Source organism: Hallella faecis, assembly GCF_018789675.1.
Classification (GTDB): Bacteria; Bacteroidota; Bacteroidia; order Bacteroidales; family Bacteroidaceae; genus Prevotella; species Prevotella faecis.
Window position 1 is genome coordinate 39022 of sequence record NZ_JAHKBE010000008.1, and the last position, 25662, is coordinate 64683.

Here is a 25662-nt window from a genome sequence, read left to right on the forward strand (position 1 = left end):
GAGTTAGAATGGTGCCTATCAGTCTTGTTTCTCGCTGTCCTTCTTACGGATTTCCACACGACGGATCTTGCCGCTGATGGTCTTTGGCAACTCGTCGACAAACTCCACGATGCGCGGATACTTGTAAGGCGCAGTCTCTTTCTTCACATGTTGCTGCAGCTCCTTAACCAGCGCATCGCCCGCTTTGTCTTTCCACTCCTTGCCGAGCACCACCGTAGCCTTGACCACCATGCCACGGATGTCGTCGGGAACACCCGTGATGGCACACTCCACAACAGCCGGATGGGTCATCAAAGCCGACTCCACCTCGAACGGGCCGATACGGTAGCCACTCGACTTGATGACGTCGTCGATGCGTCCCTCAAACCAATAGTAGCCGTCCTCGTCGCGCCAGGCCATGTCGCCCGTGTGGTACAGACCATCGTGCCAAGCCTCCTTGGTCAGCTCCGGGTCGCGATAATACTCCTTGAACAGGCCGATGGGCTTGCGGTCGCCTACGCGAACCACTATCTCGCCCTTCTCACCGTCCTCACAAGGAGTGCCGTCGGGCTTCACCAGGTCTATGTCGTACTGGGCGTTGGGCATACCCATCGATCCCGGCTTGGGCTTCATCCAAGGCATGGTTCCGAGCGTCATGGTGGTCTCGGTCTGGCCGAATCCCTCCATCATCTGTATGCCCGTCAGTTCCTTGAACTTATCGAACACAGCGGGGTTTAGGGCCTCACCGGCCGTGGTGCAATACTCCAGCGATGAGAGGTCGTACTTCGACAGATCCTCGCGAATCATGAATCGGTAGATGGTAGGAGGCGCACAGAACGATGTGACGTGGTATTTCTCTATCTGCCTGAGCAGGGTGTCGGCGTTGAACTTCTCGTGGTCGAACACGAAAACGGTAGCTCCGGCAAACCACTGGCCGTAGAACTTGCCCCAAACAGCTTTTCCCCAACCCGTGTCGGCCACTGTGAGGTGGAGCGAGTTCTCGTGCAAATTATGCCAGAACACACCCGTCGTAAGGTGGCCCAAGGCATAAAGGTAATCGTGTGCCACCATCTTCGGCTCACCGCTGGTACCACTGGTGAAGTACATCAGCATGGTGTCCTCGTTGGTGTTTACAAACTTCGGCTTAACAAACTTAGGAGCCTTGCGCCACTCGGCCTGCCAATCGCGGAAGCCCTCGGGGATGGGTTTGCCATGGTCGGTCACGGCAATGAGGGTCTTCACCGAAGGACTCTCGGGCATGGCCTGCTTGACTTGCTCGGTCACATAGGCGTCGTCGACACAGATGATGGCCTTCACGCTGGCTCGCGTGTTGCGGTACACAATGTCGTGCTTGGTGAGCATGTGTGTGGCGGGAATCACGATGGCACCGATCTTATGGAGCGCCAACATGACGACCCACCACTCATACCTACGCTTGAGGATGAGCATGACGGGATCGTTCTTGCCAATTCCCAACGAGAGCAGGTACGAAGCCGCCTGGTCCGACTGCTCCTTGAGCTCTGCATAGGTGGTTCTGATCTCGTCGCCTTGGTCGTTGGTCCAAAGGATGGCAAGCTTGTTGGGCGCCTCTTCAGCCCACACGTCCATGACGTCGTAGGCGAAATTGAAATTCTCCGGAACGATAAATTCCAGATGTTTATTATAGTCCTCTACCGACTCGAAGTGGGTCTGCTTTAAAAATCTCTCTATCATTGTGTTTTGTATCCTGATGATTATCCAATTGCTGCGGCTAAGAACCTCACCGCCTTATCGCCTACGGCCAGCATGCCATGGGGCTTGCTGGAATCGAAATAGATGCTGTCGCCCTCGTTCAGGCGGATGGTCTTTCCGTCGAGATAAATATCCATGGCGCCCTCGAGCACGAGGTTAAACTCTTGTCCGGCGTGGTTATTCTTATAAACGGTGTGGGCCTCGGGCTTGGGCTCAACGGTCACAATGAACACGTCGGCCTTGTGATTGACATAGCCGCTCACCAGGCTTTGGTACTTATACGCCTTGGTACGCTCCACGCTCATGCCCTGACCTTTGCGCACCACGAAATAAGACTTCATGCGAGGTGCCTCGGCAAACATCAGCTCCTCTGCCGACACGCCATACTTATGGGCAATCTTCATCAGCTTGGAGATGGTGATATCTTCCTCACCCTGCTCTACCTTCTCGTATTTTTCGACATTAAGACCGCAAGCGTCGGCCACCTCCTGGGCCGTCAGATCGAGCGCATCGCGCAACCCCTTGAGTCGTTCTCCAATTTGTTTTAGTTGTTCATCCATATTGGTTGCTTATTAAGAAATATTTGTGTAATGTGAAAAGCACGGCCCAAAGCCTATTTCGTGCTGGCTTTCAGGCCACGAATGACGGCCGACGTAAAGCCCGCGTGCTCCATCTCGTTGAGCCCCTTGATGGTCAGTCCGCCCGGAGTGGTCACCTGGTCGATGGCTTGCTCCGGATGCATACCCGTGGCCCTGAGCAGTTGGACGGCTCCCTCCAGCGTCTGCATCACGATTTCCTTCGACACATCGGCCTTGAAACCAAGCTCCACACCGCCCTCCGACGCCGCACGGATGTAGCGCATGGCGTAGGCGATACCACACGAAGCCAGCGTGGTTCCGGCTGCGAGGTGTTGATAATCGGTCAGCAACGCCGTACCCATCTCATCGAAAAGGCCCTTCACCAGCGCCGTCTGCTCAGGCGTGGCGTCCACGGGAACGACGAACGTCATCGACTGTTTCTGGGCAATGGCGATATTGGGGATAACCAAGAAGAAGGGCGGTGTGTCGGGCAACCACAGCTTCACCTGGTCAGGACTGATACCTGCCGCCATGATGACGAGCAGTTGCTCCTTGGGTCGCAACACATCGCGTATCTCGTCGAAGACCGTCTCCACGAGCCACGGCTTGACACAGATGCACACCACATCGGCTTTGGCTGCCGCCTCCTTGTTATCGGTTGTGGCATGCGCCCCCACGGCCTTGAACCTGTCGGTCTTCGCCGTCGTGGGGTTCGACACGATAATATCGCTTGGGCAGACAGACGGCACCTGAAGCAGCCCCTGCACGGTGGCACCTCCCATGGCGCCCACTCCAATCATGGCTATCTTCATAATGTATCGAGTATGTGTTTGAATTTGCTGACGAAAAGGTCGGCGTCGGCCTTGGTGAGGCAGAGCGGTGGCAGCAGGCGCAGCACGTTGGTTCCGGCGCATCCGGTGAAACAATGCTCCTGATGGATGAGCGGCACACGCACGTCCTTGTGGGGAACGTCGAGGTCGACACCTATCATCAGGCCGCGACCACGCACCTCAAGGATATGGGGCTCGGTCTCCTGCAGTTCCTTGAGTTTGCCAATGAGATACTCGCCCACCTCATGGGCATTGTCGACGAGGTGCTCCTTGTTGAACACATCGAGCACGGCGAGGGCTGCGGCGCAAGCCAAATGGTTGCCGCCGAAGGTAGTTCCGAGCTGTCCCTTGACAGGAACGAAGCGGGGTGAGATGAGCACGCCTCCCATGGGGAATCCGTTGCCGATGCCCTTGGCCACCGTGATGAGGTCGGGCTTGATGCCGAGCCACTGGTGGGCAAAGAACTTACCGCTACGGCCATAGCCACATTGTATCTCGTCGCAGATGAGCACCGTTCCATGCTTCCGGCAAGCCTCAGCCAGTCCTTGCGCAAACTCGGGTGTGGCCAGACGGATGCCTCCCACGCCCTGGATGGCCTCGATGATGACGGCGCACACATCGCCCTTGGCCAGTTCGCGCTCCCAGGCCGGCAGGTCGTTGAGCGGCAGGAAGGTGGTGTGGCCATTGTTGTTGATGGGCGCCACAATCTTCGGGTTGTCGGTGGCTTCCACCGCCAGCGACGTACGGCCGTGGAACGCATGGCCAGCGGCCAGCACACGGGTGCGTCCTGTGTGGAAACTGGCCAACTTGAGGGCGTTCTCGTTGGCCTCAGCGCCACTGTTGACGAGGAAGAGCTGGTAGTCGTCGTAGCCCGACACGCGGCCCAACCGGTCGGCGACCTTCTCCTGCAGGCCATTGATGACACTGTTGGAATAGAAGCCCAGGTTGCAGAGCTGGCGCTCCAGCACCTTCACATAATGGGGGTGGCAATGGCCTATGCTGATGACGGCATGGCCACCATAAAGGTCGAGGTACTCCTGATCGTTGTCGTCCCAAACTCTCGTTCCTTTTCCCTTCACGATGTTGATGGCGAAGAGGGAATATACATCGAATAATTTCATCTTACATTAGTCGTCTCGGGGCCCTGCGCATGCGGGCCGGTTGTTACACATAAGCCCTCCATCGGATGGAGGGACGTTGGGTGGATGTGGACGCCTTGGCACCCACACCCTTTGTTAGAAGGCCGATGGCTTGAGGCCCAAGCCTGTCGTTTCGCTGATGCCAAACATGAGGTTCATGTTCTGCACGGCCTGTCCTACGGCACCTTTGAGCAGGTTGTCGATACACGCCGTGACGAGCAACTTGCCGTCGATGACGTCGCAATGGACCAGCGCCTTGTTGGTGTTGACCACCTGCTTCATGTCGAGCGGCTTGTCGACGTAATGGGTAAACGGCTCATGGGCGTAGAACGCCTTGTAGCCTTCCACGATGGCATCGGCCTGGGCCTGGGTGCGGAGCACCTCGGTGGCGAAGATGCCACGCGCAAAATTGCCACGGTAAGGTATGAAATCGATGGCCGCGGAGAACGAGGCCTGCTCCTGCTTGAGGCTCTGCCGTATCTCGGGCACGTGCTGGTGGCGGAAGGCCTTGTACACGCTGAGGTTGTCGGTGCGCCACGAGAAGTGGGTGGTGGCACCGGGCTTCACGCCAGCTCCGGTGGATCCCGTGATGGCGTTCACCATGACATCGTTGTCGATGAGTTGCATGTGGGCTGCGGGCAGCAATCCCAACTGTATGCAGGTGGCGAAACAACCGGGGTTGGCCACGTGGCGGGCGGCGGCTATGCGCTGCCTATTGATCTCGGGCAGACCATACACGAAGTCGTGGTTGTCGGGCGTATAGGGCTGCGTGGAGTCGTAAGGCTTACTGGCGGCCAAGCGGAAATCTTGGGCCAGGTCGATGATCTTCACCGTCGCGGGGATATGATGCTCGCGCAAGAACGCCTCACTCTTTCCGTGGCCGAAGCAGAAGAACACCACGTCGACCGCGTCGAAGGGCATCTCTGAGGTGAAGCGCATATCGGTGTCGCCATAGAGTCCCTCGTGGACATCGGTCAGCAGGTTGCCGGCGTTGCTCTCGCTATTGACAAACACCAGCTGTGCCTCAGGGTGATGGAGCAGCAGGCGGATGAGTTCGCCGGCGGTATATCCGGCGCCGCCCAGTATTCCTATTCGTATCATAATGGGTGTCGATGATTAGTATTGTGGCATGATGAGCCAAAGGATGATATAGACCAAGAGGCCGGGGAAGGCGGCGCTGAACACGGAGAGCAGCACGTAGGCCAGGCGCACGATGGCGGGATCCCAACCAAAATACTCGGCGATGCCGCCGCACACTCCTGCTACCCAACGGTCGGATGAGGAGCGGAGAAGGCGTTTGTTTGTAGTCATGACATGAGGGTTTAGGGGTTATTAACGCTGCTCGTCGGGGTGCATGCCGTAGAACACACGCAGCGGCGTAGAGCTGATCTTGATGAAGCCCTTGGCGTCGTCGGCGGTCCAACCGTGGTTCATCTCGCCATACTCGCCGAGCTTCGACTTCGTGAGGTCGTCGGGCGAGTCGACGCCAACGGTCTGGAAACCATAGGGGCGCAACTTCAGGATGGCGGTACCATTGACGTGGCGCTGCGAACTGCTGAGGAACGCCTCCATGTCGGGCATGACGGGCTCCAGGTATTGGCTCTCGTGGAGGAACATGCCGTACCAGTTGGCCACCTGGTCTTTCCAATATTGCTGCCACTTGGAGAGGGTCGACTTCTCCAGCAGGCGGTGGGCCTCGATGATGAGCATGGGCGCTGCGGCCTCAAATCCCACACGGCCCTTGATGCCAATGATGGTGTCGCCCACATTGCAGTCGCGACCGATGGCGTAGCTGGCGCCTATCTCCTCGATCTTCTGGATGGCCTTGACCTTATCGTCGAACGGCTCGCCGTTGACGGCGGCTATCTCGCCTTTCTCGAAAGTGATGCGCAGCTCGGCCTCGGGCTCCTCGGCGGTGACGTGCTTCAGGTAGGCCTCCTCGGGCAGTCCCTGGGTGGGGTCGAGCAGTTCGCCACCGCAGATGCTGGTGCCCCAAATGCCTACGTTGTAGCTATACTTCAACTTGGTGAAGTCGGCGAAGAAGCCGTGCTCGTTCAGGTAGTCGACCTCCTCCTTGCGCGAGAGCTCCTTGTCGCGCGTCAGGGTGATGATCTCCACTCCAGGGGCCATGACGAGGAACGTCATGTCGAAGCGTATCTGGTCGTTGCCGGCACCCGTCGATCCGTGGGCAATGGCGTCGGCGCCAATCTCCTTGGCGTAGCGGGCAATGGCGATGGCCTGGAAAATGCGCTCCGACGACACGGAGATGGGATAGCAGTTGTTGCGCAGCACGTTGCCGAAGATCATGTATTTCAGCGACTTGGCGTAGTACTCCTGCGTCACATCGAGGGTTACATACTTCACGGCGCCCAACTTGATGGCATTCTCTTCGTTGGTCTTCAACTGCTCGGCGCTGAATCCACCGGTATTGGCGCATGCTGCATAGACATCCCAGCCCTCCTGGGCGAGTTTCATAACGGTGTATGATGTATCAAGGCCTCCACTGAAGGCTACCACTACTTTCTTTTTCATAATGATGCTCCTGTTTTTCCCGTCCGGCCCATGCTGGCCCCAATGGCCTTGCGGCTCACGGCCGACGCATGGACAAGAACGGATGTATTTTGGTGTTTTTGTTGTTGTTATATTATAATAGGTGTTTCTGTTCCTTGCGATTTGCTCCGCTCCGAGCTACCGGGCTACGACTCCCCAAAGTCGTCGGAGGTCATCGTGGCCGTGCTTTTCAGCCCGTCGATGCGGCGTATGCGCTCCATGACCTCTGGGGAAATCTTGGCGGGCAGGTGCTCGTCGGGGTCGAAGAGCATGGCGGTGCAGATGCAGAACTTTCGTCCGGTACGCTCCAGCACGTCGTGGTTGATGCATCCCTGGCAGCCTCGCCAAAAGGCCTCGTCGTCGGTGAGGTCGTTGAAGGTCACGGGATGGTAGCCCAGCTGGGTGTTCATCGTCATCACGGCCGATCCCGACGTGAGCGAGAAGATCTTGGCGTGGGGCCAACGCACGCGGGCTAACGTGAAGGTGAGGTTCTTAATACGCTTGGCGAGTCCGAGGCCACGGTAGTCGGGATGGACGATCAGTCCGGAGGTGGTTACATAATGCTTGTTACCCCATGTCTCAATATAACTGAATCCTGCGAAGCGCTCGCCCTCAAGCGCTATGACGGCCTTGGCCTCACGCATCTTGGTTGCCACATACTCGGGTGAGCGCTTGGCGATGCCGGTGCCGCGCACCTTGGCGGCGTCTGCAATGGTCTGAAGAATGGTGTCGACGTATTTCACATGGCTCTCATCGGCCACCATTACCTGAATGTCTTTCATGGATGTTGTTAAAAATCTACTATGTCGTTAATGCCGTCTATAAGAGCGTTATGGTCGACACCCTCGCGAAGCACGATAATAATGGTGTCGTCGCCGGCGATGGTACCCAATATTTCGGGCACGTTACTGTTGTCGATGTTGTAAGCAATGGAACTGGCGTAACCTGGGCGAGTCTTGATAACTCCGAGGTTGCCCGAGAAATTGATGGATAGGAAACCGGGATTGCTCAACATCTCACCGGCCGATAGGGGCTTGTGCGATCGTCGATACATGGTCTCGTTGGGCAAAACATAAACATACTTGCCATTCATCGAGGCCGCTTTGGCAACCTTCAGCTGCTTCAGGTCGCGGCTCAGCGTAGCTTGGGTGAGCGTGAACCCTTCCTTGCGCAACTCGTTGAGCACTTCTTCCTGACTACCTACTTCTTTACCTGAAATAATCATCTTGATGGCTTCAAGCCGGCGGTCTTTTGTCTTCATGCTATGTATTTTTATTCCTTATCCGTTCGCAAAGTTACTATTTATCATGCAAACATGCAAACAAATCTGCATTTTTCTTATATTTCAAACATATTTCTTACATTTAAAGCATAATCAACCGTTATAAATATGCGCTCAAGGTGAATAAAATACATAATGTAAGCAAACGGCTCTCCTTAGGAACGTGAGGCAAATAGATATCGGAACAGAGGGATACATTATATAATAGGGAAGAAAATAAGGTGTATATCCACACTTCATAAGTCGTGTTAGGCAATTTCCCGACTGAGGAAGGACCGTGCGCCTATATGCAGAAAAAGGGTATAAGCATACATTTTGCAAATGGCTGCGCCAAGCGCGGGTAAACGGGGCGATGCGGCGTGGCCGGTTCACACATCGGCATTGCGCCTACTGGCGGGTGGGTAGGTTCGCTCCTTGGGCGCCTCGCGGCAGCGCAAGAGGTGCAACAGCAGTTGTGGCAAGCACAACGAATTATTATAACAATCTATACAGAAAACTACACGTTTGTTTTCCACGACGGAAATATTTGGCCGAAATACGCGATTCTCAGCGTTTTTACGCATCATCCTAACACTCAGCCACTTACCATCCAAAGACTTCATTCCACACTCAACATTTCACATTCCACACCACAAAACATGCCTAACCGAGGCTCAATACATGGCCTTTCGCAGTGGGAAACATGCCAAGCGGCGTCTCGATCGGGCATGTTTCGCAACTCGAAAGATGCCTAAAGGCAAAAGCGAAGCGCCGATTTTGCGTTCCAAACACGCAAAAACAACTTTTTCGTGCGCTATTTCAACCCAAATCGGCGCACAACTTTTTAGCAAAAAATCAGGACGGGTGGCACGAGGCGCGGCCTGTGGTCGACCCATGGGTGGGACCACTGGCAACCTCGAATCAGAACTCCACGTAGTGGCTCAGGCGTTCCATGTCCTCGGGGGTGAAGTCTTTGAGCAAGCGCAAATCGGCGAGGCTCTTCAGCGGTCCACGCAAGCGGCGGTAATCGGTGATGGCCTTGGCTTGGTAATAGTTGATGTAGGGATGGCGCTTGAGCTGGTTGAGCGTCAGACGGTTCACGGCAATCTTGGCGGGCTTGTCGTGGATCACAAAATACGAGAGGGCCTTCTCGGGAAAATCGTCGATCTCGAGCAGTTGGTCGGCACTGTAAAAACCGCCCAGCCGTTGGCGGTAATGGGCTATCTCGCGCGCAAAGTAAGAGCCTATGCCGGGCACACGCTTCAGCAATGCGGTGTCGGCGGTGTTGAGATCGATGGTTTGTGAGAGTTGGAGCTTCGCGGGGTAAGTGGGCTTCAAACTGTCGCGGCGAGCCTCATGGTGGGTGGCATAGCGGTCGGCGGCGGGTTGGTAATCGGCACCGATGCGGATATAGGGCTCCAGCTCGCGATACTCCTTTTGTGTAAGCCCATAGAGCCGGGCGAAGTCGGACGGCTGACGATAGATGCCGCCCTTGGCACGGTAACGATAGATGCTACGCACCTGCCACGGGCGCAATCCTAAGCGAAGCAACTGGCTGCTGTCGGCGGTGTTGGGATCGAACGCGAAACGTTCGGGCCGCCTTACGTCGTCTTGGCGGTAATAACCACCTTGGTCGGAATAATAGGTGGCGGCGCGACGGTTCGACGGGCGTGCGCTGTCGGCCGTGGGGAGACTATCTGGAGCCAGGGCCAAGGGTGTATCGGTTTCGCACCCCAAGTAAGAAACGAGGGTGCCGGCAACCACCAGCAACGTCAGGAAAAAGATGACGATATTGCGGTCGGAACGGTTGAAATAGAGAAAATCTTTGAGTTTCACGTCGATGGATAGGTTAGGTTAGTAGGATGGATGGCGTATTAGACGAAGCCCATCTGATGGAGGAACACCAGCAAGATGCACGCGGGCGAGATGAAGCGGATGATGAAGAGCCACACGGCATAGACCGACACGCGCAGCGTGCCCCAGTTGGACACCTCGTCCTTGACCACCCGTCGGGGCACCACCCATCCCACGAGGATGCAGGTGAAGAAGGAACCAAGGGGCAAGAGAATGTTGGAGGTGAGGAAGTCGCAGCAGTCGAGGAACGACTTGCCGAACAAGCTGATGTCGACGGCGCCACACGACAGGGAGCAGAGCACACCGATGGCGCAGCAAACCACCGTCTCGATGATGGCGCCTCGCCTGCGCGAGATGTGGAGCTCCTCATAGAAGAAGGAGGTGCCTATCTCGTGCATGGAGATGGTGGACGTGAGGGCGGCCAGCGCCAGGAGCGCATAGAAGAGGATGGCCACCACATAGCCCAAGGTGGGGCTGAACGCTTGCTGGAACACGTTGGGAAGGGTGATGAAGATAAGCGACGGGCCGCTGTCGGGGCGGATGCCCACGGAGAAGGCGGCGGGGAAGATCATCAGGCCGGCGAGGATGGCGATGAGGGTGTCGACGCAAGCGATCTGTCCGGCGGTCTTCAGCAGGTTGGTTTGCCTACTGAAGTAGGAGGCGTAGGTGCAGAGGCACGACGTGCCGAGCGAGAGGGAGAAGAAGGCTTGGCCAAGGGCGTCGAGCAACACACTTTGCGACATGCGTGAGAAATCGGGCTTGAACAGGAACTCAACGCCCTTGCCGGCATTGGACAGGAGGCAGGAGGCCACCACGATGACCAGCAACAGCACGAAGAGGATGGGCATGAGGGCATTGCTGAACTTCTCGATGCCTTTTCGAACGCCACGGATCACCACCAGGTGGGTGATGACTATGAACACTATGGTCCACAGAAGGGGCTGCCAGGGGGCTGACGAGAAGGTCTTGAAATAGGTGGCTACATAGTTGGCGTCGCCATGAAGGTTGCCCATAAACGAGGCCACAAGGTATTGCAGGCACCATCCGGCAATAACGGCGTAGAAGCCGAGGATAATCATGGAGGTGACGGTGCCCATGTATCCAATGGCCGACCACCATCGTCCGCCCATCTTATAATAGGCGCGAACGGCGTTGGATGCGCCATGGCGACCCACAACAAACTCGGCCACCATGCCGGGAATGCCCAACAAAAGGATGCACACGGCATAAACCAGGATGAAGGCGGCGCCACCATCCTGGCCGGTCATATAGGGAAAACGCCAAATGTTGCCTAAGCCAACGGCGGAGCCTGCCGTAGCGAGCACCACGCCTATCTTGGTTCCAAAATTACCACGTTCTGTCATGTTGATGTGTGGGGGTATGGTAGCGCCGTGGGAGGAAGGCGCCGGTTATATTACGTTGAACTGATGGAGGAATATGCTGAGAATGGCCAACGGGCACACGAAGCGTACCAAGAAAAGGAAGACGCCAAAGAAGCGGCCGCTAACGGTGCCCCAGTTGGTAAACTCGTCTTTCACCAAGCGCTTGGGAACAAACCAGCCCAGGAACAGGCAGGTGAGAAATCCGCCAAGAGGAAGGAAGATTTGGCCTGTAACAAAGTCGAACACGTCGAAGAGCGACTTGTCGCCTATGCGCAGACCATCAAACTGCCCTAAGGAGAGCGAGCAGAACGCTCCAATGATGATGGTGGTAACGGTGACGATGACGGCGCCCTTATCGCGGGTGATGTGGAGCTCCTCATAGAAGAACGCGGTGCTCACTTCGTGGAGCGACATGAGCGAGGTGAGGGCGGCCAACGATAGCAACGCATAGAACAACAACGAGATGACCCATCCCAGGATGGGCATGCTGGCGAAGGCTTGGTTGAACACGTTGGGAAGGGTGATGAAGATGAGCGACGGACCGCTGTCGGGGTTGACGCCCACCGAGAAGGCGGCGGGGAAAATCATCAGGCCGGCGAGGATGGCCACCAACGAGTCGATGACCGAGATCTGCACGGCCGATTGCAGCAGGTTGGTTTGGCGGGTATAATAAGAGGCGTAGGTGCAGATGCAACCCATGGCGATGCTCAACGAATAGAACGACTGGCCCAGGGCGCCAAGGAACAAGCCGCGGTCAACCTTGCCAAAGTCGGGCTTGAACAGGAAATCGATGCCTTTGTCGGCGCCGGGAAGCATGCACGAGGCCACAACGATGACCAACAGCAGGACGAACAGGGTGGGCATGAGCAACTTGGAGGCCCTCTCAATGCCTCCGCGAACGCCATGGATGATGACGAAATGGGTGATGAGCAAAATGGCTACAAGCCAAATGATGGGACGGATGGGGTCGGTGGAGAACGATTGGAAATAGCTTTTCACAAACGAGGGGTCGCCATGCAACTGTCCGGCAACCGACGCGTAGATGTACTGGAGGCACCAGCCCGACACCACGGCGTAATAGCCAGTGATGAGGTAACCGGTGAGAACGCCCAGCAATCCCACAAACTTCCAGGCGTTGCCGTGCGACATCTTCGAATAAGCGCGATAGGTGTTGGAAGCGCCATGACGACCTATGATAAACTCAGACACCATGCAGGGAATGCCCAACAGCAACACGCAACCTATATATATAAGGATAAAGGCGGCACCTCCGTTCTGTCCGGCCATGTAAGGAAAACGCCAAACGTTGCCCAGGCCAACCGCCCCGCCAGCGGTGGCAAGGATCATTCCCAACTTACTTCCAAAGCTTGCTCTTTCTTCTAACATACTAACCTTTTCATCATTAAACGCTTGCAAAATTACAAAATATTATCTACTTTTGCATTAAAGTGAAAGTAAAAATGAAAAATCCGTATGATATTTTAAGATGTTACCCATTCTCTTGGATATGCGTAACCGTTATTTGGGTGCTTTGCCTCATACCCATGCCCGAAACGCCACTCGACGGCATCAGCATGATCGACAAGTGGACCCACTTCGTGATGTATGGCGGCCTGTGTGCGGTGGTGTGGACTGAGCACGCCTTCAATCGTCACACCATCAACAAGCGGTTTCTGCGCACTTGGGCTTTCATCATCCCCCTGCTCATGGGTGGACTCATCGAGGTGGTGCAGGCCACTTGCACGGGAGGACAACGAAGTGGCGATGTCGTCGACTGGTTGGCCGACGGCATCGGCGTGCTTATTGGTCAGGGCCTTGGTATGCTTCTGGCACGAGCTGTCGCCAGTTGCAGAAAGGGTCGGAAAGAAGGTGCGAGTTGCGGAAATGAACGTCGCCCGTGACCTCGGGACCGATGAAATCGGGCTTCTCGAAGGATTCGTCCTCACTGCCAAGTTCCACCTCGGCCACCACCAAACCGGCGTTGGCGCCATGAAACTCGTCGACCTCGAACGTGTGGGAACCGCTCTTCACCAGCCAGCGATGCTTGTCGACCACGCCTCCTCGGCATAAGGCCATCAGGTGCGTGGCCTCATCAAGGCTGATCTCTTTCTCAAACTCATAACGGCTCAGGCCGCCATTGGTGCTATGACTCTTTATGGTCAGGTAGCCTTTCTCGTCGCGGATGCGGATGCGAACCGTGGCCCCTTCAGCGGGGATGTAGCCTTGCTGGATGTGGCTACAAGAAAAGGCGGCGCCTTTGTAAGCGTCGCCTTTCTTAACGAGAAACTTGCGTTCTATCTCAAGTCCACTCATTTTTATGCAATATACATTGACCAAATAATATAAAGGATGGAAAGTGCGAAAAGGACGCCAAATATCCACTTGACAACGACCTCACCCTTATCCTTCTGCTTTTGCTCATGATTCTGACGCTTGCGAGGACGAGCCGTCTGGTTCACCTCGTGCACTACGGGATGCTTGTCTACTTTCTTTTTACTCATATCTTCAATATTTTAAGGTTTTTAGTGATGCAAACCATAGGGCCTACTGAGCCTCCTCCTCGGTGGGGAACTCCATGAGGTAGGCCTTGATGAAGCCATCGATCTTGCCGTCCATCACGCCATCGACGTCGGAGGTCTGATAGCCGGTGCGATGGTCCTTCACGCGACGGTCGTCGAAGACATAGCTGCGGATTTGGCTTCCCCACTCGATCTTCTTCTTGCCTGCCTCGATCTTGGCCTGGGCCTCTTGCTTCTTCTTCAGCGCACGGTCGTACAACTGGCTCTTCAAGAGCTGCATGGCCTTGGCGCGGTTCTTGGGCTGGTCGCGCGTCTCGGTGTTCTCAATGAGGATTTCCTCCTTCTCACCCGTGTCGGGGTCTTCGTATTGATAGCGCAATCGGACACCCGACTCCACCTTATTCACGTTCTGTCCACCGGCGCCGGAACTGCGGAAGGTGTCCCAACTGACCTTGGCGGGATCGACATACACCTCGATGGTGTCGTCGACAAGCGGTGTGACGAAGACGCTGGCGAAGCTGGTCATGCGCTTGCCTTGGGCGTTATAGGGCGACACGCGCACCAAACGGTGCACACCATTCTCGCTCTTCAGGAAGCCGTAGGCATACTCGCCACCCTCGATGGTCATGGTCATGCTCTTCACGCCGACCTCTTCACCGGGCTGAAGGTCAGTGATGGTAACCTTGTAGCCATTGGCCTCGCACCAACGCATATACATGCGCATGAGCATCTGGGCCCAGTCTTGTGCCTCAGTGCCACCCGCGCCAGAGTTGATTTTCATCACGGCGTCCATCGAATCTTCCTCCTGGCGGAGCATGTTCTTCAGCTCAAGCTCCTCGATGGCATGGATGGCCTTGGCGTAATCGGCGTCGACCTCTTCCTCGGTAACCATTTCCTCCTTATAGAAATCGAAAGCCAACTGCAACTCATCGGCGCTCTGACGAACGCTCTGGTAGCCTTTAATCCATTTCTCAATGTCCTTGACTTTCTTCATCTGGACCTGTGCCCGCTTGGGGTCGTCCCAGAAATCGGGAGCCTGGGTGCGCAACTGTTCCTCCTCAAACTCCACTTTCTTTTGGTCGATATTAAGATAATGATGGAGCTTTTCAGCGCGGTCCATCACATCTTTCAATTGATCTGCTGTTATCATCGTTTGTTATTCTTGCATAATGAGACAATGGGCGGGGTGTGGCTTGGGCACCATCGGCCTATTCCTCGTACATCTTATCGATTACGTCCTTGTAGTTCTTATAGATAATGGGGCGACGCATCTTCAGCGTATTGGTCAATTCGCCCGATTCCATCGAGAAATGATGGGGCAACAAGGTGAAACGTTTGATCTGCTCATAGCCCGCCAACGACTGCTGCAACGTGGCAATGCGCTCCATCATCATGTCGTGAACCTTCGGGTTGGCGCATAGCTCTTCGTTGTTCTCAAAGGCGATGCCATGCTCGCGTGCCCACTCTTCGATAAGATGGAACTCGGGTACAATGAGCGCCGAAACAAACTTACGCTGGTCGGCAATGACGGCCACCTGATCAACATACTTGTCGACCAACAGCATCGACTCGACCATCTGAGGTGCCACATACTTACCGTTGCTGGTCTTGAAGAGGTCCTTAATGCGCTCGCGAAGGAAGAGCTCACCATCCTTCATGTAGCCGGCGTCGCCAGTATGGAAGAAGCCATCCTTGTCGAATGATTGCGCATTGGCTTCGTCGCGGTGGTAATAGCCGGGAGTGATGGTGGGACCCTTGAGCAGGATCTCATCGTTCTCGCCAATCTTCAGCTCAATGCCATCAATGAGTCTTCCCACAGAACCAATGGTGTATTTTTGCTTGGGGCGGTCGCACGAAACGGTGGCCAAACTCTCTGTGAGGCCATAGCCTACGATCATCGTTATGCCGATGGAATGGACAAATTGCTCCACTTCGGGCGAGACGTAAGCTCCAGCGGTTGGGAAGATATTGGGATGCTCCAGGCCCAGTTGCTTACGGACAATGCTGAGCACCGTGTTGTTAACCAACTTATACTCGAGAGCCAAGGCCAAAGGCGGACGTTTGCCATTGGCAAGATACTCGATGTTGTGGCGGCGACCAACACTAAGGGCGTGGTTGAAGAGCTTGCGCTGCACACCACTGGCCTCATCCATCTTGGCCTTCACGGCCTGATAAACCTTCTCCCAGAAGCGAGGCACGCTCGACATACATGTGGGATGGGTCTCGCGCATGGAGTCTTGGATTTCCTTTGGATAAGTATTGATGATGAGTTGGGCACCCACGGAAAGACACAAATACGACCATCCACGCTCAAACACATGTGTGAAAGGCAAGAAATTGATAGCGCGGTCCTTGTCGGAGACGCCCACACACTTGCCGTTGGCAATTATGGCGGCATTGTATTGACGATAGTTCAGGATAACGCCCTTGCTCGCTCCTGTGGTGCCACTGGTATAAAGGATGTTGCAAACGTCGTCCTCGTTGGCCTCGGCCCAACGCTTTTCGACCTCCGTCTGGCGCGGAAGGCCCTCGCCCAACCTCAGGAAGTCCTCGAAATAAATGGCGTTGGGATCGTGCGAACTAACGCGCACGCTCTCATCAAAGATAATGATTCGCTCCAACGAAGGGCACAAAGGGAATATGCGATGAGCCTTATCGTACTGATCTTGCTCGCCAACAAACAGGTACTTTACCTCGGCGTCGTTGATCATGTACTGTATTTGGCTCTCGGAACTGGTTGCATAAAAAGGAATGGACACTACCCTAATTCCGTACGCTCCAAAATCTGTATAGAGATATTGGATGCAGTTTTGCGAGAACACCGCTATCTTCTCCTGGGGCTTAATGCCAAGATTCAACAAGGCATTGCTCACTTGCTTCACGCGCAAAGAAAACTGATTCCAGGAAACTGTCTTCCATTTCAGACTTCCAAAACTACGGAAAGTCAGAACGGGGCGCGAGCCATACTTCTTAGCCTGCTCATGGATGAGCACAGAGAGATGACTTAAATTCTGCATGATGGATAGGCTTTTAATTTTTACGCAAAGTCCAAGCAGACGCTGAGCCGAGGACACGCGGTCTTCAATCAGCGCACTACTCTTATTTCATGCAAAGTTAAAGAATATTCCTTAAAGTAGGAAATAATTTGGTGTTTTTTCTTAATTTTGCCTGCGTTATGAAACATCAGGATTATGTAACAGACGCCATCGATTTGCTGTGCGCCTTGATTAACACACCGAGCGTTAGCCGAGAGGAGAAAGATGCGGCCGACCTCATGGAGCAACGGATGAAGAGTTACGGTCTCGCACCTCATCGCGAGGCCAACAATCTGTGGCTGATGGCCGATGGATACGACGAGCAGAAACCGACCTTACTGCTCAACGCTCATATCGACACGGTGAAACCGGCCATTTCATGGACTCGCGACCCATTCAGGGCAAGCGTCGAGGACGACCGGATCTATGGCCTGGGAAGCAACGATTGCGGGGGCGGACTGACCACGCTCCTACAGGTTTTTCGATTCTTATCACTTAGACCGCAGCCCTACAACCTCATTTACTTGGCATCGGCCGAGGAAGAAATATCAGGCAAAGACGGCATCAGCCGCGTACTTCCATTATTGCCCCACATGGATGTGGCCATCGTGGGTGAGCCGACAGGCATGCAACCAGCCATCGCTGAGAAAGGGCTGATGGTACTCGACCTCATCGGACATGGCAAGAGTGGGCACGCTGCGCGCAACGAAGGTGTCAACGCCATCTACGAATCGCTCGACGACATGCGATGGATTCGCGACTATCAGTTCGACAAGGTAAGCCCATTCCTCGGCCCAACAAAGATGACGCTGACGGTGGTTCATGCGGGAACGCAGCACAATGTCATACCCGACACATGCCAAATGTTGGTGGATGTGAGAACCAACGAGTATTACACAAACGAGGAAGTGTACGACATCATCCAGCAAAACGTGAAGTGCGATGTCCAAGCACACTCATTCCGCCTTCACTCTTCGCACATCGACCCCGACCATCCGTTGGTGAGAGCGTGTGTCAACATGGGCATGACGCCCTACGGTTCGCCCACTCTGAGCGACCAAGCGCTCATGCCGTTCCCTTCGTTCAAGCTTGGTCCGGGCGAGTCTTCGCGCAGTCACAGCGCCGATGAATTCGTGAAAATTAGCGAAATGGAGCATGCCTTCGACACCTATACCAGCCTTCTCGACGGTCGCGACATCCGTCACACATCTTCCCAAGAATAGCCGTCATCGCAAAAGCAAGAACCTCTCCACAGCCGACTTGGCACAAAAGCGATAATTCACCATCCTCAGCGCAAGACTCACAAACAACCTAAGTCTGTTTGGAACATAAGAAGTGCGAGGAGGATATATAAGACACGCAAGGGCAAATCCCAAGAAGCGAAAGTGGGAAACATAAGAAACGCAAGGAAGAAACATAAGAAACGCAAGGGGCGCTCATCACAAATGCGATGAGCGCCCCTTGCGTTTTTAGATTCCGATTCCCCTTAAGGACATCCTTTTATCGCAGAAAAGAACGATGTAATCGTCAAAAATGAAGGGTTTGCGCCTTTTCCCTATTGATACGGTTTGGCCCTTTAGCGCCCAAGCCAAGACTCAGGATTCAGCTTGGCGCGTTCCTTACGCAACTGGAATTGGAGGATATGGTCGGAACCAACAGTACCCAATATTTGTCGGGTACTGACCTTTTGGCCACGGCTAACGCTAACCGACTTCAAGTTACAATAGACAGATATGTATGCGCCATGACGCACCATGACAACCATGTTGCCACCATAGCCAATGACCGCACTCACCTCGCCGTCATAGACAGCACGTGCCTGGCAACCTGCGCCACCCATGATGTTGATGCCCTTGTTGTCGAGCGTCACACCCTTCAGGCCGGCCACCTGGTATTGTCCGAAGTGACTCACGATCTTATAGTTACCCGTGATGGGCATGGGAAGGCGTCCACGGTTGGCCTCAAAGCCACTGTTCATCATACGGTCGACAGACGAGAACTTCACCATCTCTTCCGCATTTTCCTTCGCGTCGGCAATTTCCTCCCTGGCACGGGCTACGTCGGCCTTCTGCTTACGCTCGGCAGCCAGTCGTGCCGACTCAGCCTCGCGGGCAGCCTGCTCAGCCCGTTGCTTACGGGCAGCAGCCTCGGCGGCCATTCGTTGGGCAGCAGCCTCCTTGTCGGCGGCGGCCTTTGCGGCAGCCTCGGCCTTTGCGGCGCTTCTCGCCAGCTCACGAGCCGTAGCCTTTTGGCGAGCCCTTTCCTCAGCCAGCGCTTGCTCACGAGCCCTTGCCTTGGCCGCTTCGGCAGCCTCAGCGCGTGCCCGACGTGCCTCCGCCTCAGCGGCAGCAGCCTTGCGAGCCTCCTCTTTCAGGCGTTCCTCACGTGCCTTTGCCTCAGCGATACGCCGCGCATTCTCCTCGGCGGCCCGCTTGGCCTCAGCCTGTTTGCGCGCAATCTCAGCCGCCCTTCGTTTGGCAGCCTCAGCCGCGGCGGCCTTACGCTTGGCCTCGGCGGCGGCACGCTCACGCACCTTTTGCACCTCAATCTCGACCAATCGGTCGATTTGGGCGTTCAAAACGGCGTCTTTCTTATGCTGCTCGGCTATGATAGCCTGAATGGTTTTCTGTTGTTTTTGCAATCCTTGGACAATCTGCTGCTGCTCGTTCTTGTTGCCCTCGAGTTTTTCCTTCTCCTGTTTACCTTGATAAAGGAGGTTGTTCTTTTGGCCCCGCACATTCTCCAGTTGCGTGTTTTTCTGCGTCACCTGGTTCTGTTTGGCCCTAACCGCCTCACCTTGCGCCCTCTGATACTGGGCATATTCGCGCACGAAGCGCAGACGCCGATACATCTGAGCAAAGTTCTTTGCGGAGAAGATGAACATCAATCGGTCTTGCACCGAGCGATGTCGAGCCATGTATCGCATCGACTTCACATATCGTGCCTGTCGGTCTTTCAGCTGCAACTGCAACGTGGCGAGCTGCGATTTCAGGATGCCGATGTTGCCTTCGATATGCTTAATGTCCGTTTGGATGTTGTCGATGTTCTTTTGCCGTTGGTCGATCTCACCATTGATGGCCATCAGGTTCTTCAAACGCTGGGCCACATCCTCCTTGTTGGCCTTCAACGCCTTCTCCTGTTCTCGGATCTTCTTCTGAATGGCCGCGCGCTGGTTTTGCAGTCCACGGATCGACGCATTGGAGTAACGCGCCGCGTTGTTTTGCTTTTTAGCCGTCGAGGCTTGCTTCGTCTGCGTCTTCTTTTTTACCGGTTGCGCCTTCTTGCGAACCGTTTGCGTCCGCTTTCGCTGCACCGTTGTGGTGCGCGTTTGCTTGCGGGCCGTATTCGTTTTCTTGGTCTGCGCCCCGGCAACCATCACCAAGGCCAGGCTCAACATGATGCACAAAAATCTTCTCATTCTATCTTTCTTCAAGCGGCAAAGATTACATTACTAAGACTTATCCCCTCAGGGCTTACATCTCCAACAGCTTACCGAGGATGTCTTGGACCTCCACCTTCTTATATTTGCTCGACACCACGGTATTGGTCTCCCAGTCGTCGGAAGTCTTCAGGGCGTCTAACGCCAGTTTGACCGTAGCCTTTCGCGCCTGCTTAGTAGCGTTGGTGGCAAACGAGAACTCCTGCGTGGCCGGGAAGCTCTTGGCTCCCAATGCCTTGAAGTTATCGTATTTCCACGTAAGCGTCGAGTTGCCTTGCGAACGACTGGTATAAGCCACCACCGCCTGAGCTATCAATCCGCTGTTTCGATTGGCCTGCCAGGTGAAGGCAAGATTACCATTTTTCAGCATAATAGGCACATTTTGCCCCATTCCATCGAGGTTAACGTCGAATTTCGCGAGGTCTCCCTCGCTCACGCGATTGGTTCCCGGCAACATCAGTTGGTTCCAGAACAAGGCTTGCAAGGAATAGAAACTCAAGCCATTGTTACGCAAGAAATCGAGCTGATTGTAGTCGCCCTTGACGTATTGCTTATGCAACCGGTCGACCACCAATACATAATCGGGTGTAAACTCGATGCGCGCGGCCTCCGTTCCGATATACGGAATGAAGATCTGTAAGCGTATCACCTGATCGCGGCGCATGCGGAGGGCACCCGGCAGGGTGATGCTCTTGCCATCCATGTTGGCCGTGAACGACAGACCGCTGACAATGTTTTTGGCGTAAACCTTTTGGTCGCTTACCTTCTGCACGAACGCCAACTGCATCTCTTCGGCATGCTTGTGCGTCGCCTGCGTTGTGGGTACAGTTGCGTTATCCTTCACCAACGATTTCTTTGCGCCACACGAAGCCAAAGCCAACGGTGCGCAAATCAGACATATTTTGAATAATGACGTTTTCATTTCTCTTTCCTATATAAGTTCATTTTACGTGTCAACGCATCCTTGTCGCCACCAGCCTCGATGGCCTTTTGCAAAAATTCCAATGCCTGTTCCTTCTCTCCCACCTTCATATAGATGTCGCCCGCATGCTCGAGCACGGCGGCGCTAACGGCAGAATCGGTATCGTTCTTCAATGTGGCGTCCATGTAAAACTTCGCCTCCGCATACCGTTCCTCGCAGAAGAGAATCCAAGCGTAAGTATCCAGGTAGGTGGCATTGGTCGGCTCAGCTTTCACCACCTTGGCGCTCATCTCCTCCGCCTTCTTCAGGTTTCCACCCTCGGTACACAGGAAATAAGCGTAGTTGTTGAGCGTAGCGATATGATCGGGCTTCCACTGCAAGCAACTATCGTAAGCCGCATACGACTTTTCCTTCTCGCCTTGGCTATGATAGATATCGCCCATGATGGCATAGAAGTCGCTCACAATGTCGGGATTGCTCTTGTCGTTGATTTCTACGGTTCCACGCTGGAAGGCATCCAACGCTCCCTTGTCGTCCTCCTGGTAAAACCTGGCGAGTCCGGTGAAATAATAAAAGGCCATTTCATCGGGGTTATACAGCATTCCCGGCTCCGCCAAAGAGGCCACCAGTTTCCAATCTTGTGTCGCCCATTTGCTTTGGACGAGTTGGAACCGTGCCCAGGCATTGTCGGGGGCGATGTCGAGAAGTTGCATCAACGCCGAGTCGACCACGGCCGTCGGCATCTTCTTCATTTGGAAATAGGCCGCGCGCATCTCGGCCACCTGCACATCCTTGGGCACCACTTGCCTCACCCGATCCAATAGATGGATGATCTGCATGGAGTCGCCACCCTTTTGCTCATTTTCCTGAATGGCCTGCTTGAGAAACTGCATGCGGCTATCAGCCGGCGTGTTTTTACCCAAGAGTATGTGGTCCATCATCTGCCGCGCCAGCGAGTCGTTGCCCGACGAGCGGTAATAATCGTACATGGAACTTTGCGCATAGGTGTTGTCGGGTTCCTCTTTCAAGGTCTGTGCAAAGAGCTTATAAGCCGCCTTTCGCATCTTATGCTGCATGAGCCAATTGCCCAACATGACGGTAAACGTCTTGTCGTTGGGGTGGCTATCTGCCAAACGCTTCAAGGTTAGGTAAGCTTTCCGCGTGTTGCCCATCATCTCATAGACGTTCATCTTGGCCATTTCAAACTGGTCGTCGACGCCCTCCAGCTCCTCCATCTTGTTGATGGCCTCGATCATCTTTCCATAATCCTTCTGCTGTTGGTAGAGTTGGACAAGCACATTGAGCACATCGCTCCGGTCGCGATTGTTGGCATAGAGCTGCTCATAGGCCTTGGTGGCCTTGTCGAAATTGCCCATTCCGATATAGAACTGCGCCACCTTCTCTTGGTAGATGGCGTTTCCCGGTTGCAGACTGGCCGCTTTCTCAAGATCGTTGAGCGCCAACGAGTCTTTGCGCAACATCGACAAGTAGCGCGCCCTGAGGAAGTAAGCCTCGGCCGCCTTGGGGTTGATGTCGAGACAATGGTTCAAGAGGTCGAATGCGGCAGCGTAATGCCCCGCCCCTTGTTGCCTTACAGCCTCCAAGAAGAAATAGTTGTACCTTCTACTGTCGTTGTAGCTCAGCGTGTCGGCAACGGCCAAAACGACCGGTTTCTTCGCCTTTTTCTTACTTGCCGCCGACACAATTTGCCCACCCATCGCCACAACAGCGATGGCCAACAACAGGTAATATCTTGCTCGTTTACACATCAACGCCTATGCTCCTCCATTATTTCACACCCGTATGGCCGTAGCCCCCTTCGCCGCGCTCCGTCTCATCGAGCACGCTTACGGTCTCAAACTGCACCTGCTCATAACGCGCCACCACCATCTGTGCGATGCGCTCGCCGTCGTTCACCACGAAGTCGTCGTTGGAGAAATTGACGAGCAATACCTTGAGCTCACCGCGATAATCGGCGTCGATGGTTCCCGGTGTGTTGAGTACGGTGATGCCATGCTTGAGGGCCAATCCGCTGCGCGGACGCACCTGAGCCTCGTAGCCGTCGGGCAAGGCGATGTGCAAGCCCGTGGGAACGAGGGCTCGCTCCAAGGGGTGCAACACGATGGGCTCTGACAGGTTGGCGCGAAGGTCGAGACCTGCGCTCTGATGGGTGGCGTAAGCCGGAAGCGGCTGGTGGCCAGTATTGACTACTTTGATATTCAACATAACAATTGCAAAATTACTAAATTCCGTCCACTTATATACTTTTTAATTATTAAAAAGGCGAAAAATGGAGAAATAAAACGTAACTTTGCCAAACCAACCCTCACAGTCTCAACACTTTGGCGTGCTGTGATTTGAAACAAGAACCAACATGAACTGGACCCAACTCATCTCCAACAAGCGTTTTGGGCAGGAGAAGCGCCATGCCCTTCGCCACGACGACCGCTCCGAATTTAAGCGCGACGGCGACCGTCTGATCTACTCAGCCCCTTTCCGTCGCTTGCAAAACAAGACGCAGGTGTTTCCCCTTCCGGGCAGCATCTTCGTCCACAACCGCCTTACCCACTCATTGGAAGTGTCGTCGCTGGGCAAGTCGCTGGGCGACGACGTGGCGCGCCGCCTGACGGACAAGCACCCGGAGCTTCGCGGCACGCTGTTTGAGGAGATAGGAACGATTGTGCAAACGGCGGGCCTCGCCCACGACATGGGTAACCCACCCTTCGGCCATTCGGGCGAGAAGGCCATCCAGACCTACTTCACCGAGGGTCCCGGCTCTACGTTGCGCAGCGAGGTGAGCGACGCCATTTGGCAAGACATCACCCACTTTGAGGGCAACGCCAATGCCTTCCGCCTGCTGGTCCACCAGTTTGTGGGGCGCCGCGCGGGCGGTTATGTCATGACCTACTCCACTTTGGCGTCGATCGTGAAATACCCCTTCTCGAGCCAGCACGCCGGCGCTCACGGCAAGTTTGGCTTCTTCGAGTCGGAGGCTTCGAGCTTCCAGAGAATTGCCGATGAATTGGGCCTTATTTGTCTCTCCGCCCCCGGCGAGCCTCTTCGCTACGCGCGCCATCCGCTGGTTTACCTGATGGAGGCCGCCGACGATATCTGTTACGAGATTATGGACATAGAGGACTCACACAAACTGAAGATCCTCTCGTTTGAGGAGACGCGCAACCTGCTGCTCGGCTTCTTCGACGCCGAGGGCCAAGCCAACATCCTGCGGCGCCTCGACGACGAGGGCGTGACCGACCGCAACGAACAGGTGGTTTACATGCGAGCCTGTGTGGTGGGCGCCTTGGAGCACGCCTGCGTCAACACGTTTGTAAATCACGAGGACGAGATTCTGCAAGGCACATTCACCGGAAGCCTCATCAAGCACATCGACACGCCCCTGCGCGAGGCTTACCAGCGTTGCGTCGAACTGTCGCGCGCCAAGATTTACCGCAGCAAACCGGTGCTCGACGTAGAGCTGAGCGGTTACAAAATCATGGAGACCCTGATGGAGACGCTTATCTCGGCGGCTGTCCACCCCGAGAAGTTCCACTCCCAACAACTCATCAGCAGGTTCAGCAGCCAGTACGACATCAACAGTCCGCACCTGGAGACCCGCATCATGGCCGTGCTCGACTACATCAGCGGCATGACCGACATCTACGCGCTCGACATTTACCAAAAGATAGAAGGCATCGCATTGCCTATCGTCTGATCACCCTTAACGACAAAAAACACGATGAAACGGCGCATTTTCTTCAATCACAAGGAAGAGTTATGGAACAGTTGGAGCCATGCCGGCGGCATAGCCTTAGGCATCGTCTTCGGCACCATCTTCCTCGTTTGGTGCTTCCAGGTGGGCAACGGTTGGGCCACGGCGGGCATCATTCTCTATCTCTTTGGCATGATCTGCTCGTACATCGCCTCCACGGTTTACCACGCCTTGAGCGCCTGGTCGCCTTGGAAGGAGCGTTTGCGCAAGTGGGACCACGCCGCCATCTACTGGCACATCGCCGGTTCCTACTCGCCCATCACGCTCATCTGCCTGCGCGACCAAGGCTATTGGGGTTGGACCCTGTTCATCTTCATCTGGTCGGCGGCCATCGCGGGCACCATCGTGAGCTTCCGCGGCCTGAAGGGCCACAGCAACGTAGAGACCATCTGCTTCGTGGTGATGGGCCTGAGTGTGCTCGTTGCCTTCAAGCCGCTCATCGACGCCCTGCCGCGCACATCGTTCTGGTGGATCATCGGCGAGGGCGTGAGCTACATCACGGGCGCGATCTTCTATAGTCTGAACCGGCGCCGCTTCATGCACACGGTGTTCCATTTCTTTGTGCTGATGGGTTCCGTTTGCCACATCATCGCCGTGTGGGACATCCTCATGAAGTTCCTATAAACGCAAACCGCATCGCGAAACGCCCACGGGCACATTCCCCAAACAGCCGC

At 55.1% G+C, this 25662-nt stretch carries 24 protein-coding genes; 4 read left to right on the forward strand and 20 right to left on the reverse strand.

The annotated features are described in order from the left end of the window. Window positions 1–18: 18 nt before the first annotated feature. From KM934_RS03460 to KM934_RS03515, 12 genes are all read right to left on the reverse strand, one after another. The gene (locus tag KM934_RS03460; protein ID WP_215759226.1) at window positions 19–1692 is read right to left on the reverse strand and encodes an AMP-binding protein; all 1674 of its coding nucleotides are present in this window, start codon (window positions 1690–1692) and stop codon (window positions 19–21) included. Between the two features lie 20 nt (window positions 1693–1712). Beyond that, window positions 1713–2270 (reverse strand): helix-turn-helix domain-containing protein, encoded by a 558-nt coding sequence (locus KM934_RS03465; protein WP_215759227.1) that lies wholly within the window; start codon window positions 2268–2270, stop codon window positions 1713–1715. Window positions 2271–2323: 53 nt separating this feature from the next. Continuing rightward, entirely contained in the window at window positions 2324–3100 is a 777-nt protein-coding gene (locus tag KM934_RS03470) for a pyrroline-5-carboxylate reductase family protein (protein ID WP_215759228.1), read from the reverse strand. Further along, window positions 3097–4239, reverse strand: coding sequence for an aspartate aminotransferase family protein (locus KM934_RS03475; RefSeq protein ID WP_215759229.1), 1143 nt, complete (start codon window positions 4237–4239; stop codon window positions 3097–3099). Before KM934_RS03475 ends, KM934_RS03470 begins: the two co-directional genes overlap by 4 nt. 114 nt (window positions 4240–4353) lie before the next feature. Beyond that, window positions 4354–5358, reverse strand: coding sequence for an N-acetyl-gamma-glutamyl-phosphate reductase (argC, locus tag KM934_RS03480; protein WP_215759230.1), 1005 nt, complete (start codon window positions 5356–5358; stop codon window positions 4354–4356). 15 nt (window positions 5359–5373) lie between these two features. Beyond that, the gene (locus KM934_RS03485; protein WP_215759231.1) at window positions 5374–5568 is read right to left on the reverse strand and encodes a PspC domain-containing protein; all 195 of its coding nucleotides are present in this window, start codon (window positions 5566–5568) and stop codon (window positions 5374–5376) included. A gap of 21 nt (window positions 5569–5589) precedes the next feature. Then, the gene (locus tag KM934_RS03490) at window positions 5590–6789 is read right to left on the reverse strand and encodes an argininosuccinate synthase (protein WP_215759232.1); all 1200 of its coding nucleotides are present in this window, start codon (window positions 6787–6789) and stop codon (window positions 5590–5592) included. A 164-nt stretch (window positions 6790–6953) separates the two neighbouring features. Next, window positions 6954–7589: a GNAT family N-acetyltransferase gene (locus tag KM934_RS03495; RefSeq protein WP_215759233.1), complete on the reverse strand. Its 636-nt coding sequence runs from the start codon at window positions 7587–7589 to the stop codon at window positions 6954–6956. Between the two features lie 8 nt (window positions 7590–7597). After that, complete coding sequence (gene argR, locus KM934_RS03500; RefSeq protein WP_215759234.1) at window positions 7598–8068, reverse strand: arginine repressor; 471 nt, start codon at window positions 8066–8068, stop codon at window positions 7598–7600. Between the two features lie 921 nt (window positions 8069–8989). After that, window positions 8990–9904: a helix-hairpin-helix domain-containing protein gene (locus KM934_RS03505; protein WP_215759235.1), complete on the reverse strand. Its 915-nt coding sequence runs from the start codon at window positions 9902–9904 to the stop codon at window positions 8990–8992. Between the two features lie 38 nt (window positions 9905–9942). Continuing rightward, window positions 9943–11286, reverse strand: coding sequence for a sodium-dependent transporter (locus KM934_RS03510; protein WP_215759236.1), 1344 nt, complete (start codon window positions 11284–11286; stop codon window positions 9943–9945). 45 nt (window positions 11287–11331) lie between these two features. Continuing rightward, window positions 11332–12690 (reverse strand): sodium-dependent transporter, encoded by a 1359-nt coding sequence (locus tag KM934_RS03515; protein ID WP_215759237.1) that lies wholly within the window; start codon window positions 12688–12690, stop codon window positions 11332–11334. Between the two features lie 158 nt (window positions 12691–12848). Between KM934_RS03515 and KM934_RS03520 the strand changes: the two genes are divergently transcribed. Beyond that, window positions 12849–13205: a VanZ family protein gene (locus KM934_RS03520; RefSeq protein WP_252344874.1), complete on the forward strand. Its 357-nt coding sequence runs from the start codon at window positions 12849–12851 to the stop codon at window positions 13203–13205. On the opposite strand, the gene KM934_RS03525 is transcribed toward KM934_RS03520, so the two are convergent. Genes KM934_RS03525 through KM934_RS03540 form a run of 4 tightly spaced genes read right to left on the reverse strand, consistent with a single transcriptional unit; the run spans window position 13105 to window position 16840 of the window. Next, entirely contained in the window at window positions 13105–13617 is a 513-nt protein-coding gene (locus tag KM934_RS03525; protein ID WP_215759239.1) for a CYTH domain-containing protein, read from the reverse strand. The genes KM934_RS03520 and KM934_RS03525 overlap by 101 nt on opposite strands. 2 nt (window positions 13618–13619) lie before the next feature. Further along, on the reverse strand, window positions 13620–13805 hold the full coding sequence (locus tag KM934_RS03530; RefSeq protein WP_215759240.1) for a hypothetical protein: 186 nt from the start codon (window positions 13803–13805) through the stop codon (window positions 13620–13622). A gap of 43 nt (window positions 13806–13848) precedes the next feature. Further along, the gene (gene prfB / locus KM934_RS03535) at window positions 13849–14973 is read right to left on the reverse strand and encodes a peptide chain release factor 2 (RefSeq protein ID WP_215759241.1); all 1125 of its coding nucleotides are present in this window, start codon (window positions 14971–14973) and stop codon (window positions 13849–13851) included. Between the two features lie 58 nt (window positions 14974–15031). Next, window positions 15032–16840, reverse strand: coding sequence for an AMP-dependent synthetase/ligase (locus tag KM934_RS03540; RefSeq protein ID WP_215759242.1), 1809 nt, complete (start codon window positions 16838–16840; stop codon window positions 15032–15034). A gap of 158 nt (window positions 16841–16998) precedes the next feature. Between KM934_RS03540 and KM934_RS03545 the strand changes: the two genes are divergently transcribed. After that, window positions 16999–18081: a M20 family metallo-hydrolase gene (locus KM934_RS03545; RefSeq protein ID WP_215759243.1), complete on the forward strand. Its 1083-nt coding sequence runs from the start codon at window positions 16999–17001 to the stop codon at window positions 18079–18081. A gap of 353 nt (window positions 18082–18434) precedes the next feature. On the opposite strand, the gene KM934_RS03550 is transcribed toward KM934_RS03545, so the two are convergent. The 4 genes from KM934_RS03550 to dut are packed head-to-tail and all read right to left on the reverse strand — an operon-like array spanning window position 18435 to window position 23445. Beyond that, on the reverse strand, window positions 18435–20276 hold the full coding sequence (locus tag KM934_RS03550) for a murein hydrolase activator EnvC family protein (protein ID WP_215759244.1): 1842 nt from the start codon (window positions 20274–20276) through the stop codon (window positions 18435–18437). 55 nt (window positions 20277–20331) lie between these two features. Next, window positions 20332–21219 (reverse strand): DUF4292 domain-containing protein, encoded by an 888-nt coding sequence (locus KM934_RS03555; RefSeq protein ID WP_215759245.1) that lies wholly within the window; start codon window positions 21217–21219, stop codon window positions 20332–20334. Continuing rightward, a complete protein-coding gene (locus tag KM934_RS03560) occupies window positions 21216–22988 on the reverse strand; it encodes a tetratricopeptide repeat protein (RefSeq protein ID WP_215759246.1) in 1773 nt (590 codons plus the stop codon). The genes KM934_RS03555 and KM934_RS03560 overlap by 4 nt, the downstream gene beginning before the upstream one ends. Before the next feature lie 19 nt (window positions 22989–23007). Then, window positions 23008–23445, reverse strand: coding sequence for a dUTP diphosphatase (dut, locus tag KM934_RS03565; RefSeq protein WP_215759247.1), 438 nt, complete (start codon window positions 23443–23445; stop codon window positions 23008–23010). Window positions 23446–23593: 148 nt separating this feature from the next. Between dut and dgt the strand changes: the two genes are divergently transcribed. Both dgt and trhA read left to right on the forward strand, forming a co-directional pair. Continuing rightward, window positions 23594–24931 (forward strand): dGTP triphosphohydrolase, encoded by a 1338-nt coding sequence (gene dgt / locus KM934_RS03570; RefSeq protein WP_215759248.1) that lies wholly within the window; start codon window positions 23594–23596, stop codon window positions 24929–24931. A 24-nt stretch (window positions 24932–24955) separates the two neighbouring features. Then, window positions 24956–25612, forward strand: coding sequence for a PAQR family membrane homeostasis protein TrhA (gene trhA, locus KM934_RS03575; protein WP_215759249.1), 657 nt, complete (start codon window positions 24956–24958; stop codon window positions 25610–25612). Window positions 25613–25662 lie beyond the last annotated feature (50 nt).

Excerpts from the sequence above, each read along its gene's own strand:
- KM934_RS03465 (WP_215759227.1), bottom strand. The coding sequence starts at position 2,270 with ATGGATGAACAACTAAAACAAATTGGAGAACGACTCAAGGGGTTGCGC.
- dgt (WP_215759248.1), top strand. The coding sequence starts at position 23,594 with ATGAACTGGACCCAACTCATCTCCAACAAGCGTTTTGGGCAGGAGAAG.
- dut (WP_215759247.1), bottom strand. The coding sequence starts at position 23,445 with ATGTTGAATATCAAAGTAGTCAATACTGGCCACCAGCCGCTTCCGGCT.
- KM934_RS03460 (WP_215759226.1), bottom strand. The coding sequence starts at position 1,692 with ATGATAGAGAGATTTTTAAAGCAGACCCACTTCGAGTCGGTAGAGGAC.
- KM934_RS03515 (WP_215759237.1), bottom strand. The coding sequence starts at position 12,690 with ATGTTAGAAGAAAGAGCAAGCTTTGGAAGTAAGTTGGGAATGATCCTT.
- KM934_RS03470 (WP_215759228.1), bottom strand. The coding sequence starts at position 3,100 with ATGAAGATAGCCATGATTGGAGTGGGCGCCATGGGAGGTGCCACCGTG.
- argC (WP_215759230.1), bottom strand. The coding sequence starts at position 5,358 with ATGATACGAATAGGAATACTGGGCGGCGCCGGATATACCGCCGGCGAA.
- KM934_RS03525 (WP_215759239.1), bottom strand. The coding sequence starts at position 13,617 with ATGAGTGGACTTGAGATAGAACGCAAGTTTCTCGTTAAGAAAGGCGAC.
- KM934_RS03545 (WP_215759243.1), top strand. The coding sequence starts at position 16,999 with ATGAAACATCAGGATTATGTAACAGACGCCATCGATTTGCTGTGCGCC.
- KM934_RS03485 (WP_215759231.1), bottom strand. The coding sequence starts at position 5,568 with ATGACTACAAACAAACGCCTTCTCCGCTCCTCATCCGACCGTTGGGTA.
- KM934_RS03555 (WP_215759245.1), bottom strand. The coding sequence starts at position 21,219 with ATGAAAACGTCATTATTCAAAATATGTCTGATTTGCGCACCGTTGGCT.
- trhA (WP_215759249.1), top strand. The coding sequence starts at position 24,956 with ATGAAACGGCGCATTTTCTTCAATCACAAGGAAGAGTTATGGAACAGT.
- KM934_RS03475 (WP_215759229.1), bottom strand. The coding sequence starts at position 4,239 with ATGAAATTATTCGATGTATATTCCCTCTTCGCCATCAACATCGTGAAG.
- argR (WP_215759234.1), bottom strand. The coding sequence starts at position 8,068 with ATGAAGACAAAAGACCGCCGGCTTGAAGCCATCAAGATGATTATTTCA.
- KM934_RS03510 (WP_215759236.1), bottom strand. The coding sequence starts at position 11,286 with ATGACAGAACGTGGTAATTTTGGAACCAAGATAGGCGTGGTGCTCGCT.
- KM934_RS03560 (WP_215759246.1), bottom strand. The coding sequence starts at position 22,988 with ATGTGTAAACGAGCAAGATATTACCTGTTGTTGGCCATCGCTGTTGTG.
- KM934_RS03530 (WP_215759240.1), bottom strand. The coding sequence starts at position 13,805 with ATGAGTAAAAAGAAAGTAGACAAGCATCCCGTAGTGCACGAGGTGAAC.
- KM934_RS03490 (WP_215759232.1), bottom strand. The coding sequence starts at position 6,789 with ATGAAAAAGAAAGTAGTGGTAGCCTTCAGTGGAGGCCTTGATACATCA.
- KM934_RS03520 (WP_252344874.1), top strand. The coding sequence starts at position 12,849 with ATGCCCGAAACGCCACTCGACGGCATCAGCATGATCGACAAGTGGACC.
- KM934_RS03550 (WP_215759244.1), bottom strand. The coding sequence starts at position 20,276 with ATGAGAAGATTTTTGTGCATCATGTTGAGCCTGGCCTTGGTGATGGTT.
- KM934_RS03495 (WP_215759233.1), bottom strand. The coding sequence starts at position 7,589 with ATGAAAGACATTCAGGTAATGGTGGCCGATGAGAGCCATGTGAAATAC.
- prfB (WP_215759241.1), bottom strand. The coding sequence starts at position 14,973 with ATGATAACAGCAGATCAATTGAAAGATGTGATGGACCGCGCTGAAAAG.
- KM934_RS03540 (WP_215759242.1), bottom strand. The coding sequence starts at position 16,840 with ATGCAGAATTTAAGTCATCTCTCTGTGCTCATCCATGAGCAGGCTAAG.